The 13,925-nt window shown below is 62.9% G+C and carries 11 protein-coding genes; 3 read left to right on the forward strand and 8 right to left on the reverse strand.

Going from position 1 to position 13,925, the window contains the following annotated elements; all coding sequences use genetic code 11:
• Nucleotides 1–53: 53 nt before the first annotated feature.
• Nucleotides 54–374 carry a hypothetical protein gene (locus tag ACVOK8_RS05350; protein WP_481565925.1) on the reverse strand — a complete coding sequence of 107 codons (321 nt, stop codon included), beginning with the start codon at nucleotides 372–374 and terminating at the stop codon, nucleotides 54–56.
• Between the two features lie 338 nt (nucleotides 375–712).
• Nucleotides 713–2,020 carry a lipid IV(A) 3-deoxy-D-manno-octulosonic acid transferase gene (gene waaA / locus ACVOK8_RS05355; protein ID WP_481565926.1) on the reverse strand — a complete coding sequence of 436 codons (1,308 nt, stop codon included), beginning with the start codon at nucleotides 2,018–2,020 and terminating at the stop codon, nucleotides 713–715.
• A 307-nt stretch (nucleotides 2,021–2,327) separates the two neighbouring features.
• Between waaA and ACVOK8_RS05360 the strand changes: the two genes are divergently transcribed.
• Nucleotides 2,328–3,248 carry an LpxL/LpxP family Kdo(2)-lipid IV(A) lauroyl/palmitoleoyl acyltransferase gene (locus ACVOK8_RS05360; protein WP_481565927.1) on the forward strand — a complete coding sequence of 307 codons (921 nt, stop codon included), beginning with the start codon at nucleotides 2,328–2,330 and terminating at the stop codon, nucleotides 3,246–3,248.
• Between the two features lie 13 nt (nucleotides 3,249–3,261).
• Here the strand turns inward: ACVOK8_RS05360 and ACVOK8_RS05365 are convergent, their stop codons facing one another.
• The 5 genes from ACVOK8_RS05365 to ACVOK8_RS05385 all read right to left on the reverse strand — a co-directional run bounded on the left by ACVOK8_RS05365 (nucleotide 3,262) and on the right by ACVOK8_RS05385 (nucleotide 10,232).
• On the reverse strand, nucleotides 3,262–4,596 hold the full coding sequence (locus ACVOK8_RS05365; RefSeq protein ID WP_481565934.1) for an O-antigen ligase family protein: 1,335 nt from the start codon (nucleotides 4,594–4,596) through the stop codon (nucleotides 3,262–3,264).
• Nucleotides 4,577–5,689 (reverse strand): glycosyltransferase, encoded by a 1,113-nt coding sequence (locus tag ACVOK8_RS05370; protein WP_481565928.1) that lies wholly within the window; start codon nucleotides 5,687–5,689, stop codon nucleotides 4,577–4,579. The genes ACVOK8_RS05365 and ACVOK8_RS05370 overlap by 20 nt, the downstream gene beginning before the upstream one ends.
• Nucleotides 5,690–5,699: 10 nt before the next feature.
• Complete coding sequence (locus ACVOK8_RS05375; RefSeq protein WP_282267169.1) at nucleotides 5,700–5,897, reverse strand: zinc-finger domain-containing protein; 198 nt, start codon at nucleotides 5,895–5,897, stop codon at nucleotides 5,700–5,702.
• A gap of 277 nt (nucleotides 5,898–6,174) precedes the next feature.
• Nucleotides 6,175–8,919, reverse strand: a complete 2,745-nt coding sequence (locus ACVOK8_RS05380) for a M16 family metallopeptidase (RefSeq protein ID WP_481565929.1) — start codon at nucleotides 8,917–8,919, stop codon at nucleotides 6,175–6,177.
• 182 nt (nucleotides 8,920–9,101) lie between these two features.
• Nucleotides 9,102–10,232: an HlyD family secretion protein gene (locus ACVOK8_RS05385; protein WP_481565930.1), complete on the reverse strand. Its 1,131-nt coding sequence runs from the start codon at nucleotides 10,230–10,232 to the stop codon at nucleotides 9,102–9,104.
• 87 nt (nucleotides 10,233–10,319) lie between these two features.
• On the opposite strand from ACVOK8_RS05385, the gene ACVOK8_RS05390 reads away from it, so the two are divergent.
• Nucleotides 10,320–10,559, forward strand: coding sequence for a hypothetical protein (locus ACVOK8_RS05390; protein WP_481565931.1), 240 nt, complete (start codon nucleotides 10,320–10,322; stop codon nucleotides 10,557–10,559).
• Nucleotides 10,560–10,652: 93 nt separating this feature from the next.
• Nucleotides 10,653–11,018, forward strand: coding sequence for a helix-turn-helix transcriptional regulator (locus tag ACVOK8_RS05395; RefSeq protein WP_481516379.1), 366 nt, complete (start codon nucleotides 10,653–10,655; stop codon nucleotides 11,016–11,018).
• Between the two features lie 239 nt (nucleotides 11,019–11,257).
• On the opposite strand, the gene ACVOK8_RS05400 is transcribed toward ACVOK8_RS05395, so the two are convergent.
• Entirely contained in the window at nucleotides 11,258–13,549 is a 2,292-nt protein-coding gene (locus ACVOK8_RS05400) for an NADP-dependent malic enzyme (protein ID WP_481565932.1), read from the reverse strand.
• Nucleotides 13,550–13,925 lie beyond the last annotated feature (376 nt).

Genomic DNA, 13,925 nt, shown 5'->3' on the forward strand with positions numbered 1-13,925 from the left:
GCAATCCGCAGTAATAGGTAGCTACAAAAAACGGGCCCCTTGGGGCCCGTTTTTTATGGATAGATGAAGCACGTCCCAGCAAGCGAAAGGGTCCATCCACCGACCGGGTATTGATAGGAGAACGTTACAAAACTGCTGATCAGGTTCCCCCCTAGTCGCGCGCAGGCAATGCCCGCCATCTGGTTTGCATCGGAGACCGCCGCTGCATAGGTAGCGCCCACACCCTGAGCCGTCACATACCCGTATGAAGCAGACGCGGGAGCAGAGAAAGCGCCCAAGGCCGTAGCCAGGACACCGACTACCAGCAGCTTTGGGGAAATGTTCATAGACATCGCAAATTCTCCTAGATCGCTGCGAAACTGCAGCGAAATCATGATCCGGCAAAGATTCCGGACATGGCGTGGCAACACTCCGGACACAAAATCCTCGGTAGCGGCACCCTTCAATATCGCCGCCGGCAGAGTAGTCCAGCCAGGCGTAGCGCCACAGGAAACAGAGCTATGCAGATCTTTCCGGCTCTGCGCGGAAGCCCCTTGGCCCCACTGGGCATACCCTTGCCATCCCCCGACACTGCTCATTTGTGGGAGCGGTGCAAGCCGCGAAGCAGGGGCATCATCAGATGGCACAGGAACCAAGGGCTTCAGCAACGTCAGCTTGGCGGCTGACGCCGCTCCCACAGACAGTCGCCAGCACCATTGCACCGGGTAAGCAGCTACGCAGCGGACTCACTAGGAGGCGGCAACTGCGGCGTGATCAATGCAATCGTATGCTCCAGCGCGCCACGGCCATTGGCGACCAGCGCGCGTCCGGCCTGCACCATGCGCCCGCGCTCGGCTTCGTCCTGCAATAGACGCGACACGGCCGCACCCACCTCGTTCGCATCAGCACAGATGCACACTGCACCAGCCTCTTCCATCCGTCGCGAGATCTCGGCGAAGTTGTGCAGGTGCGGCCCGGTAACCGCCGCCGTACCCATCGCCGCCGGCTCCAGCAGATTGTGACCACCGATGGCCTGCAGACTGCCGCCGACGAATGCCACCTGTGCGCAGGCATAGAACGCCATCAACTCACCCAGCGTGTCGATCACGAATACCGCCGCATCCGCACCCGGCCATTGCTGCGCCTTGCGCGTCGCCACGCGCCAGCCCGGCTCGCGCGCCAAGGCTTCGACCTTGGCAAAGCGCTCGGGGTGACGCGGTGCCCACAGCAGCAAGGCATCCGGATGCTGCTGCAACAAGCGCGCATGGATTTCGATCACCGCCTGTTCTTCGCCTTCGTGGGTGCTGGCGGCAATCCAGATCGGTCGCGTCGCCGCCACGTGCTGGTGGAACGCCTGCAGCAGCAATGTCGGGTCCGGCGGATGGATATCGAACTTCAGATTGCCCAAGGCCTGGACCTGCTCGGGCATTGCCCCCAGCTCGATGAAGCGGTCAGCATCGGCCTGCGACTGCGCAGCCACACACGTGACCGTGCGCAGCGCACGCCCCACCAGCGCCTTCAACGCCCGGTAGCCCTTAAGCGATCGCGCCGACAGGCGGGCATTGAGGATGTAAACCGGAACGCCGCGATCGCGGCAACCGAACAACATGTTCGGCCACAACTCGGTCTCCAGAATCAGCGCCAGGCTGGGCTGGAAGTGGCCCAGAAAACGGCTGACGCTGCCGGGCACGTCATAGGGCAGATACACATGATCGACCGCATCGCCCCACAGCGCGCGCACCCGCTGCGAACCGGTCGGTGTGATGGTGGTGATGATCCAACGGATATCCGGCCGCTGCGCACGCAAGGCATTGACCAGCGGCGCGGCCGCGTTGACCTCGCCCACCGACACCGCGTGCAACCAGACCCGCGGCTGGCCACCACTTTCCGGGTAGGAGGCATATCGCTCGTCCCAGCGCTGGAAATACTCGCGCACGCGGAACCCGCGCCACACCAAGTGGTACACAGTGATGGGCAGCAACAGATAGAGCACGACGGAATAGATGCCGCGCAGCAAAAATTCGATTGGATCCTTACGCATCGGCGAAGGATACGGGAGAACGCCGGAACTGCGTGAAACGAAGGGCTGCCAACCGAGCTGCCGCGCCGCCTTCGCTTCGCCTCCCCCTTGCCGCACAGCGCAGCGGAGGATCCAGGAAGGCTGCCCTTGCTTGCCCTCCTTCCCTCTGCGCGCCGCGCGGGGGAGGATTGACGAGGGGTGCCTTTGCATTTGCCCTTGCTTGTTCGCCTTCGCCTCCAGAGCCCCGCCCCCAAGCCTCCACATCCCCACCCACTCCAGCAAACCCTGCCGTGCTCCTGCGGTCACTCGCGTGGCTTAGAATCGACCCATGTCCGATTCACCCTCCACCGCCACCCGGCCCTCGCTGCTGCAGCCACGTCATTGGCCCACCTTTGCCTGGCTTGGCATCGCCTTCATTGCCGCGCGCCTGCCATGGACGCTGCAACGCGCCCTCGGCCGCGGCATTGGCTGGCTGGCCCTGCATCTGGCCCGCAGCCGCCGCCATGCCGCCGAGGTCAACCTCAAACTGTGCTTCCCGGAGCAGGACGAGGCCTGGCGGCAACGCCTGCTGCGCGACAGCTTCGACGCACTCGGTGTTGGGATATTTGAATTTGCCCGCGCCTGGTGGGGCAAGATCGACGTGATCCGCCCGCAGGTGGAATGGGAAGGGCTGGAGCATCTCAAGGCACTGCAGGCCGAAGGCCGCGGCGTGCTGCTGGTGTCAGGCCACTTCATGACCCTTGAAATGTGCGGCCGCCTGCTCTGCGACCACGTGCCGCTGGCGGGCATGTACCGCAAGTACCGCAATCCGGTAATGGAATGGGCGGTGAAGAGCGGCCGGCTGAAGTACGCCTGCGCGATGTTTGCCAACGAAGACATCCGCGCCACCGTGCGTCATCTGAAAAAAGGCGGCTTTCTCTGGTATGCACCGGATCAGGACATGCGCGGCAAGGATTCGGTGTTCGTGCCGTTCTTTGGCATGCAGGCCTCCACCATCACCGCCACCCACCAGTTCGCGCGGATGACCGGTTGTGCCGTGGTGCCCTACTTCCATCGGCGCGAAGGCAGTGGCTATGTGCTGAAGATCGCACCGCCCCTACCCGATTTCCCCACCGACGACGCGGTTGCAGATACCGCCCAGGTCAACGCGTCCATCGAACAGATGGTGCGCGAAGCGCCTTCGCAGTATCTGTGGATCCACCGCCGCTTCAAACGGCAGCCCGAAGGCCGCAGTCACTTCTACGACTGAAGCGGCTGCCGGCTCAGTTGTTGCGCTCGTTTGGCTCGGCCAGCAGGGCGCCGGCGTACAGCGCCGCCAGCAGCACCGTCAGCCCACCCCAGAAGGCGGAATAGAACGCCAGGTGGGTATTGAGTGGGAATACCGTTACCGCCAAGGCCAGCGCCGCAGGACGCGCCCGATCACGCGCCTGCGGACCCGAGTAGATCCAGGCGCGCAGCGCCATCGCTGCGCCGGCAATCCACAGCAGCAGCCCAAGCACACCGGTCTCGGCGAGGATCTCCAGCACGACCTGGTGGGCGTGCAGGGCCGGGCCTTCGCCCCAGACAGGATTTTGGCCCGGGTCCGGATTGCAGCCTGGATAGGCATCACGGAAACCGCGCGCACCAACGCCATTGATCGGGTGCTCGCGCACCATGCACAGCGCTGCGGACCAGATCTGACTACGCCCGGACAGTGCCTCATTGACGCCGCTCGCGCCTCCGTTGAACGCCATCGCGGTACGCGCAAAACGCTCACGCACCTGCGCCGAACCCGCTGCCAATGCACCAATGCCGACAACACCAGCCAACATCACCAGCAGCATCCATTTGGCCCCCAGCAGACGCCAACCGGAAATCAGCAGGACCAGCGCATAGGTAATCAGCGAAGCGCGTGAACCGGCAAGCACCAGCACCACGCCGACTGCAGCGGCGCTCAGCAACCAGCCCCAACGCCCAAAGCGTGCGCCGATAAAAAACAGCAGGAATGGCGACAGACTGGCCAGCACCTGCCCGAATTTCAGATTGCATGGCCCGAAGATGCCGGGCAGGCGATCGGCCGCGGCAACTTCCTGCACAGTGCACAGGCCGTGCCCACTACTCAGCCATTTGAGCTGATCCAGGCCCCAGAACAAAGGGCTGGTTCCAATACCCGCCTGCAGCAGTGCATCAAGCGTCCATAGCGCGGTGACCACTGCCAGGCCCGTAAAGGTGGTGTTGCGTCGCTGGCTTGTACCTACCGCTATCGCCACCAGCCACATGAAAGGCAGGTAGCGCAGCCCAGCGGCGACCTTGCTCCAGACTTTGCCCGGATCCTCCGCGCCTACCGCCGAGCCAAGCTGCGGCAGCCAGTACGCACAGAACAGGACGCTTGTCAGTGCCAAGGCTGGCACGCCCAACAGGCTGCGGATGCCGTCACCCTCTTTCAACCGCAACAGCAACAAGCGCAGCACGGTGAACAAGGCGCCCAGCACCAGCACCGACTCGGCGATGCCAGGCAAGGGCAACAAGGCGACGTACGTGACCACCCAGATCGGCGCCCACCAGCCCGCCTGCCGTGGCGTCGCTACATAAGACTGATCAGTTACCGAGTTCTGCATAGACATCCAGGGTCGCACGCTGCATGGACTGCAACGTATAGGGAATTCGTCGTGGAAGCGACGGTGGGTTCTGCAGCAACTGCAGCACGCTTTGCGTCAACTGCTGCTGGTCAGCGTGTACGACAGCACCGGATGGTTGCAGCTGGCTGAGCAACTCGCCCACCCCTCCATGGTTCCATCCAACTACCGGGCGACCCACCGACAGCGCTTCCAACACGGTGCGGCCGAATGCTTCCGGCTTGTCCGACAACTGCAGCACCAAATCGCTGGCAGCGTAAGCCTCGGCAATACGATTGGTGGGTTCACTCAGCACGACTTGATCGGCTACGCCCAGCGTCTGCGCCAGCTGTTCCAGCTCGCGCACATAGGCTTCGCGGCCGGGCTCACGGACGCCTGGCATCCACAACACCGCCAGCTGGCCTTCGCGTTGCAAGGCTGCCAGCAGCTGCACGGCATGCGCATGCCCTTTGAGCCGCGTCCCACGCCCCGGCAGCAGCAACAACGGCGCCGTCCCAGTCAGTTGCGGATGTTGCGCGCCCACGGCTAGACGTGGGCGGCGGTCGCTACGCTCCACGCGCGGAAACTGGGCCACGTCCACGCCGCGAGGTATTACCCGCAACTTGGCGGGGTCGGTCTGCCGGTAGTGCTCAAGCAGATAGTCACGCACGGTCTGCGATACGCAGATAACCCGTTCACCACTGGCCATGATGCCGCTGTAGCGACCAGGCGAGTTCAGCCCGTGCATGGTGGTCATCCAGTGCGGACGCTGGCTCGCTGGCATGCCACGCAGCGCATACCAGCCCAGCCAGGCCGGCAGACGCGAACGTGCGTGCACGATGTCGGCGCTGGTTTCGCTGAACAGACGCCGCAGCGACGCCACGTGACGCAGGGTCAGCAGCGACTTGCGGCCGATATCCAGGGTCAGATGCTCAGCACCGCTGTCCAACAGCGGCTGCAGCAGGCGCCCGCCCGCGGACACGACAATGGCCCGGTGACCGGCAGCCACCAGTGCCGCAGCAATTTCCACAGTTGAACGCTCGACGCCGCCGGAATGCAGCGCCGGCAGCAACTGCACCACCGTCAAACGGCGCATCGGTCAGCGATCAGTCGGCCAGTACGAATACCGAACCGCAATACGGGCAGGCAGCCTCGCCATTGGGTTCGTTCTCGATCGGTAGGTAAACCCGCGGGTGCGAGTTCCACAGCGCCATTTCCGGCGTCGGGCAGCTCAGCGGCAGGTCAGCGCGGTGCACGGTGTAACGCTTCTCGGCGTTGGCGGGCGCGGTGGCGGTATGGCTCATGGCGTCATTCACAAAAAAACCAGGTCCGCGCAATTCTAGCAGCGCCGGACCGATGCGGCCGCGTCAATGCAGCGCGGGCAGCAAAAAGCCGGTTACGACCCGCGGTGACAGGGGCAGCCCTCCCCTGCCCTGCTCCCGGGTTCGGCCTGAGCTGAGCGGGCAGCGCCCCTGCCGGTCACAACAGCCGCTGCGGCCCGCCACCAACGCTGAGCAGTCGATTGCTCTCAGCAACGGGGCGGCAGCTGACCGCCCCGATGCCCGGTGCTTGAAGCCGCTGTTACTTGAAGTCACCGGCGGCAAACACGCTCAGCCGCTCGGGCTTGAGGTGTTTGCGGATGGCAGCATTGACCTGCTCCACCGTCAGCGCCTGGTAGGCGGCATCACGCTGCGCCTCAAAGGTCATGTCGCGGCCGTAGTAAAGGTGGTCGCTCAACAATCCGGCGATGGCACCATCGGCCGCCCGTGACTGCTCACGCGCCACCTTCTTTTCAGCCACTGCACTGCGCAGCTCCGCCACGCTGATGCCGTCGGCAACCAACCGAGCCAGCTCCTCTCGCAGTGCGGCCTCCAGCTTGCCCATGTTTTCCGGCGCTGCGATGGCCTGGATAGTCAGGTTGCCATTGTCATCACGGCCTATGCGACTTTCGTCGGCACTCAGCCCGGCACCAACGTTGTAACTCAGGCCGTCCTTCTGGCGGATGCGTTCGGCCAGACGCGCCTTGAGCGGATCACCACCGAGGATGCCAACGGCGATGTTCAACGCAGGAAAGTCCGCATCGGCCAGATTGATCGAGATGTTCTGCCGCGCCAGCAGCACCGCATTGGGCTTGTCCGGGGTAGCGAAACGCTCGTTCGTTGCAGCGACATCGCGGTAATGGGTGCTGATCGGCGCATAGGCCTTGGGCGACTTCCAGTCGGCGAACAGGGCCTGCAACTCCGCCTTCATTGCCACCGGATCAAAATCGCCCACCACCGCGATCTCACCCACCGCTGTGCCGTAGAAGTCCTGATGATAGGCACGCACGTCCTCCAGCTTGACTGCCTTCACCCGCGCCAGCGACTCATCGATCGACTGCACGTGCAGCGGGTGCCCGACCGGCCACGGATCGAAATACTGGCTCAGCGCCAGCGACGCCAAGGTACCCGGCTCCTTGCGCTGGAACTCCAGCCCGGTGACCGCCTGCAGCCGCAACTGCTCGAACTCGGCCTGCGGGAATGCCGGGTGGCGCAGCACGTCGGCGGCCAGCCGCAGGGCTTCGGCCAAGGTCTCGCGCTTGCCGCTGAGGCCAATGCTGGCGGCTTGCATTCCACCATTTACTTGCGCCCGGGTGCCGAGCGCATCGAAGCGGGCAGCGATCTGAGCACGATCCAGGCGCTGGCTTCCCATCATCAGCATTGGCCCAACCCAGCTACCAGCTTCACTACGGCCAGTGATGGCCTGCTCGTCAGCAAACCGGAACGTGGCTGTGAACGTCACCGTCTGCCCGCGATTACGCTTGGGCAGCAATGAAACCCGCAAGCCATCGCCTATGACAAAACTCTCGGTACGCGCCGCGATGTTCTCCACGCTTGGATCAAACGCCTCACCTGCGCTGACCGCGGCGCGGCCTTTGTAGCCATCCACCAGCGTCGCAATTGGCGGCGCGACCGGAATCACCGCGCGGTCCGGCGCGGCGGTAGGTACGAAGCGGCCCAAGGTACGGTTCTGCGGCTTCAGATAGGCCGCTGCGACACGGTTCACATCGGCAGCAGTCACTCCCTCGATCGCGTCACGCTGCACAAACAGCAAGCGCCAATCACCTGCGGCTTGGTATTCGGACAAGGCCATCGCCATTGCGTTGACATCGCTGGCGCGCTTTTCAACCGCGTTGCCGATGCGCTGCTTGGCGGCATTCACTTCCGCTTCGGTGACCGGTGTCGCAGCGATCGCTTCAGCCTGCTTCAACAACTCGGCCGCTGTCTTGTCCGGGTCTCCGTCCTTGGGTACCGCCGACAGCAGGGTGAACAAACCCGGATCATGCAGGGTTTCACTACTGGCGCCGGCAAATGCCGCCAGCTTGGTTGCCATCAACGCTTTGTACAGGCGCCCGTTGGGGTTGTCGCCGAGCACGTTACCCAACACTGCCAGCGGCGCGCTGTCAGCCTGCGCCAGCGCTGGAACGTGGTAGCTGGCAGCAACCAAGGACAGATCGCTGCTACGGCGCACGCTTACTTCGCGCTCACCGTCCTGCACTGGTTCCACGGTGTGGAATACGGGCATGGTCCGCGCGGGTCTTTTCAACGGTACGAAATGTGCAGCAACCCGCGCCAGCACCTGCTCGCTGTCGATGCGGCCAGCGATGATCAGCAATGCGTTGTCCGGCTGATACCAGGTCCGGTAGAAGGCCTGCAGATTTTCGATCGGCACGTTCTCCACGTCCGAGCGCGCACCGATCGGCATGTTGGCGTAGTTGTGCCAATCAAAGGCCACCGACCGCATGCGCTTCATCAGCACGCCATAGGGGTTGTTGTCACCTGCCTCCATCTCGTTGCGGACAACCGTCATCTCGCTGTCCAGGTCGGCCTTGGCCACCTTGGAGTTGAGCATCCGGTCTGCTTCCAGCCCCAGCAGCCAGTCCAAGGTGTCGTCATTGGCCGGGAACGAGGCGAAGTAATTGGTGCGATCCAGCGAGGTGGTCGCGTTCTTGCTGACCCCGCGCTGCTGCATCTCAGCGGGGATATCCGGATGCTTGGGCGTGCCCTTGAACATCAAGTGCTCAAGCAGATGTGCCATGCCGGTTTCGCCGTAGTTTTCATGCAGCGAGCCAACGCCGTAGACCAGATTGACGGTAACGGTTGGTTTGCTCGCATCGGCAAACAGCAGCACGCGCAGGCCATTCTGCAAGCGGTACTCACAGACACCTTCGACGCAGGGACCGGCCTGCACATTGCCAGGCAAGCCAGCGGCGGCCGGCTTTGCCTGTGCCATTGGCGACAGCGCCAGCGAAAGCGCCACCGCCCAAGCGCAACAATAAAGCTTCATCATCGGAATCCAGTTCTCGGTAGTTGCTATCAACATGCGAACCCATACGCCCCGCATTCCCAGGTCGCACCAAGGGAAGCCGAGCAACAACACGCATCATCGCAAAAGCGGGAGATTCCGCGGTGCGCTAACCACCATGCCAGCATCCAGCCACATCCAACCAGCTAGAGCAGCATCACCGCTCAACGCCCGCCCAACCAGCCTCCGAACGAATACATAGGCTGCAGTAAACGATCACTCAGCGGTTCACGCTCACCGTAAAGCTGCGCATCCAGCAGCATCCCGGGCTTGAGCGGCTCCAAGCGGCCGTGGGCCACAATGGCCTGGGCGGCCAACTCGACGGTGACGCGATAGAAGGCCTCCTTCATTGCCGGCAGCTCCGGCGCGAAGCTGGCCTCCTCACTATCCACCGCAGTGCGACTGATGTGCGCAATGGTGCCATGCTGCGTGCCGAACTTCTGATGCGGAAAGGCCTGATAACGCAGTACGACCCGATCCCCAGGGGCCATCGTCCCGATCGCGCGCCCCGGCACCATCAGCTCCGCCTCCAGCCGGCCATCGCCGGGCAACACGCTGAGCAGCGGCTGACCCAACTGCACCGACTGCCCCGGCTTGACCATCCGTGCGACCACCACACCATCTACCGGCGCTTTCACCAGCAACGCAGCACTGGCCTCATTCTCGACCTGATCCAGGCGCAACTGTGCCAGATGCTCCGCATAGGCGGCATCGTTGGCCATCTGCCGTCCAGGAAGTTCCTGCTTGGCTTGTTTCAGTTGCGCGATCAAGCGCTGCGTCGCAGCCTGCTGCCGACGCAGCGATTGCAACTGCGCGGTGTATTCCAGCACCAGCGCTTCCTGCTGTTCCGCAGCGGCAAGACCCGCGGCGGAGGCCGATTCAAACCCTCGCCGTCGCGTCAACACGTCGCCTGCGACCCGAATCTGCTCGCGCCGCGTGGCGACCTCCAGTGCGATTTGCTGCGCCTCTGCGCGTGCCGCCTGCATCTGCTCACGCAGACCTGTGGCCTGTGCCGCCAACTGTTCTGTCAACGCGTCGCGCGCCAATACGAAGCTGATTTCCTTTTGCTGCAGGCCATGTTCCAGCGCCAGATTGGCGTCCCCGAGTTCGGGCATCGCGCGCGGTGCGGCTACCAGGGCAAGCGCGTCGCCCTCGACCACACGCTTGCCGTCATCAGCGTCCAGCCAACGTACAACACCACCCACCGGCGCCAGCACCGTTGCCATTCCCTGTACCGGGACCAGCCGACCAACCACCACGGCAGCCTCGTTGCCGCCGCGGATGGCAAATGCCATCGCAACGACAACAAAAAACGTGAATGTACCTACTGAATATAGGCACAGTTTTACGGACCGCTTCAATTCCATCCATGACCACCAGCGATGATCGACAACACGCAGTTTTTCATTCGATTCGGTTTTCGCCACGCGTACACCAACAGCTCAACGCTTAAGAAAAGAACTCATCAATTCGTCAGCGTTATACCAACGGCCATTCGTCACCAACTACCGCTTCCGGCGCAGCCTAACGGCATCGAGCCCCGTGAGCAGAGGGTGCAATTTACATTGGCAAAAGTCGTCAATATCGATGACGAGTTTCGTTCCGATAATCCACGGACGTAATGAACATTGACAATAAGTCTTTGCCGACTGCGCAAGCTCGCAATGGCTTAGGCTTTTAGTCGGCTCTCATGGTCAACGCTCGATGAGAAATTTATGCATGACCATCTGGGAATCCGCATCCGCAAAGCGCGGAGAAAAATGAGGATGACGCAGGCGGAGTTGGCAGGCCAACTGAAAGTAAGCCGTAGCGCGGTGGGAAACTGGGAAAGTCCGACGGGAATATCGCCCAGCACGATGCGTTTGATCACCATTGCTTTGGTGACGGATGTTTCATTTGAGTGGCTGGCAACGGGACGAGGTGAACTGGATGCAATCTCTGCTGCCATACCCAGCGAGAACGCGGAGTTGGTGGATGACCCATCGGAGCGCAGGTTGTTGTTGGCATACAGGTCCTGCCGCGCCGCCACCCGCAAGCTGGTGTTGCAGATAGTGGAGGCGCAGAAGATCCCACAGTTCTGATTTGCGGCGGCGACCGAGTATTCAATCGGCGCCGCCCGTCCGAAACACATGCCACTGCTTGTGGGAGCGGTGCAACCCGCGAAGCTGGCATTCCGGGTATCAAGGCAACCCTTGCATCTGACGGGGCGTCTGCTTCGCGGCTAACACCGTTCCTACAAAATGACCGGCAGTTCCCGCATCAGCCGCAAAAGCAAAGCCGGCACAAGGCCGGCTTTGTTTTGACGCATGCAGGCCGGCAATCAACCTGCGCGGTCGGCTTCCATCTGCTTGCGGATCTGCGCATCGACCGCGGCAATCGCGGTCATGTTCAGCACACGGCGCGAGCTGGCACTGCTGGTGAGGATGTGCACCGGCTTGGTCATGCCCATCAGGATCGGGCCGATCGCCACGCCATTGGTGAACACGCGCACCAGGTTATAGGCGATATTGGCTGCTTCCAGGTTGGGCAGCACAAACAGGTTGGCACGGCCCTTCAGCGTACTGTTCGGCAGCAACTTCTCGCGCAGCGCTTCGTCCCATGCAGTGTCGCCCTGCATTTCGCCGTCCACGTTCAAACGCGGATTGCGCTTGAGCAGTGCCGCGCGCACCTGGCGCATCTTCAGCGCGTCCTTGGAATCGTGGCTGCCAAAGTTGGAATGCGACAGCAGCGCGATCTTCGGCTCGATGCCGAACAGCTTCATGCGGAACGCTGCCTGCAAGGTCGATTCGACGATCTGCTCGACGGTTGGGTCTTCCTGCACATGCGTGTCGACGAAGAAGAAGACGCCCTGGTTGTTGATCACGCCGGTCATCGCCGAGGTCGAGCTGACCTTGGCCTCCAGCGGAATCACGCTGCGCACATAACCCAGCTTCTTGTGGAAGCGGCCAACCAAGCCCGACAACATCGCATCGGCCTCACCACGTGCAACCATCACCGCCGCGATCAGGGTCGGACGCGAGCGCATCAGGTTCTTGGCGGCTGCCACGGTGACGCCCTTGCGGCCGGTCATCTCGTGGTAGTACTGCCAGTAGTCGTTGAAGCGCGGGTCGTCGTTGATGTTGGTGATTTCGAAATCGACACCGGCACGCATGCGCAGCGCCAACCGCTCGATGCGGGCTTCGATCACGTCTGGACGGCCGATCAGGATCGGGAAGGCAACACCTTCGTCGATCACATTCTGCACCGCCTGCAGCACCACTTCTTCTTCGCCCTCGGCGTAGACCACGCGCTGCTTGTCCGAGCGCGCACGGTCATAGACCGGTTTCATGAACAAGCTGGTGCGGTAGACGAACTGGGCCAGCTTGTCGCGGTAGGCGCCCATGTCGGCGATCGGGCGGGTAGCAACGCCCGAATCCATCGCGGCCTGGGCCACGGCGGCGGACAGTTCCACCAGCAGGCGGCGGTCGAAGGGACGCGGGATCACGTAGTCGCGGCCGAAGCTGGGCACATCACCGCCGTAGGCGGCGCCCAGGTCGGAGGCTTCCTTGCGGGCCAGCGCGGCAATCGCGCGCACGCAGGCAACCTTCATTTCTTCGTTGATGGTGGTCGCGCCAACGTCCAGCGCACCGCGGAACAGGTACGGGAAGCACAGCGCGTTGTTGACCTGGTTCGGGTAATCCGAACGGCCAGTGCCCATGATCAGGTCCGAACGCACCGAATTGGCGTCTTCCGGCAGGATTTCCGGGTACGGGTTGGCTAGGGCAAAGATCACCGGGTCACGCGCCATGCTGGCGACCATGTCCTTGGTGAGGATGCCGCCCGCTGACAGGCCCAGGAAGATATCAGCGCCGTCGACGATCTCGGCCAGCGTGCGCTTGTCGGTATCGCGGGCGTAGCGTGCCTTTTCCGGATCCAGGTCGGTTCGGCCGGTGTGGATCACGCCGTCGCGGTCATAGGCCAGGATGTTTTCCGGCTTCAAACCCAAGGAAACCAGCATGTTGACGCAGGAGATACCCGCCGCGCCCATGCCGGTGGTAGCCAGCTTGACCTCTTCGATCTTCTTGCCGGTGATGCACATGGCGTTGAGGACCGCCGCGCCGACGATGATCGCGGTGCCGTGCTGGTCGTCATGGAACACCGGAATGTTCATCCGCTCGCGCAGCTTGCGCTCGACGATGAAGCACTCCGGCGCCTTGATGTCTTCCAGGTTGATGCCGCCGAAGGTCGGCTCCAGCGAGGCGATGATCTCGACCAGCTTGTCCGGGTCGTTCTCGTCGACTTCGATGTCGAACACGTCGATGCCGGCGAACTTCTGGAACAGCACGCCCTTGCCTTCCATCACCGGCTTGCCGGCCAGCGGGCCGATATTGCCCAGGCCAAGCACGGCAGTGCCGTTGGTGATCACACCAACCAGATTTCCGCGTGCGGTCATCTCGCTGGCCATGGCCGGGTCTTCCATGATCGCTTCGCAGGCATGGGCCACACCCGGCGAATACGCCAGCGACAGGTCACGCTGGGTCAACATGGGCTTGGTAGCCACCACCTTGATCTTGCCTGGAGGCGACATCCGGTGATATTCGAGGGCGGCCTGCTTGAAATCTTCGTTGGACATCGAGTTGTGAGCGCTAATGGGCAAGAAGGACGGCAGATGATAACGCCGTTAAGGCAGTTGGACCTGTCGCTACGCTGTCGCATTCATGCTGCAACCGCACAATTTCGACCGATCAACGCCTGTGCGTTTGCACCAGTTTCAGCCCAGAGAATGACAAGCGCGGGACGCAAAAAAGAACAGTCGCAAAGCCAGCTGCTCCACGCAGATCCAGCACCCGCTCGCATGCAACAGCAACGATCACCGCTGCCCCCCCCCCCGGTTTGCCGCCGCGGGGGCGGGGGCGGCGTTTCCTGCCCACCGTAATGTATTGGGGGGGGGGGGGGGGGGGGGGGGGGGGGGGGGGGGGGGGGGGGGCGGGGGGGGGGGGGGGGGGGGC

The sequence above is a fragment of the Stenotrophomonas sp. STEN083 genome (assembly GCF_056759195.1).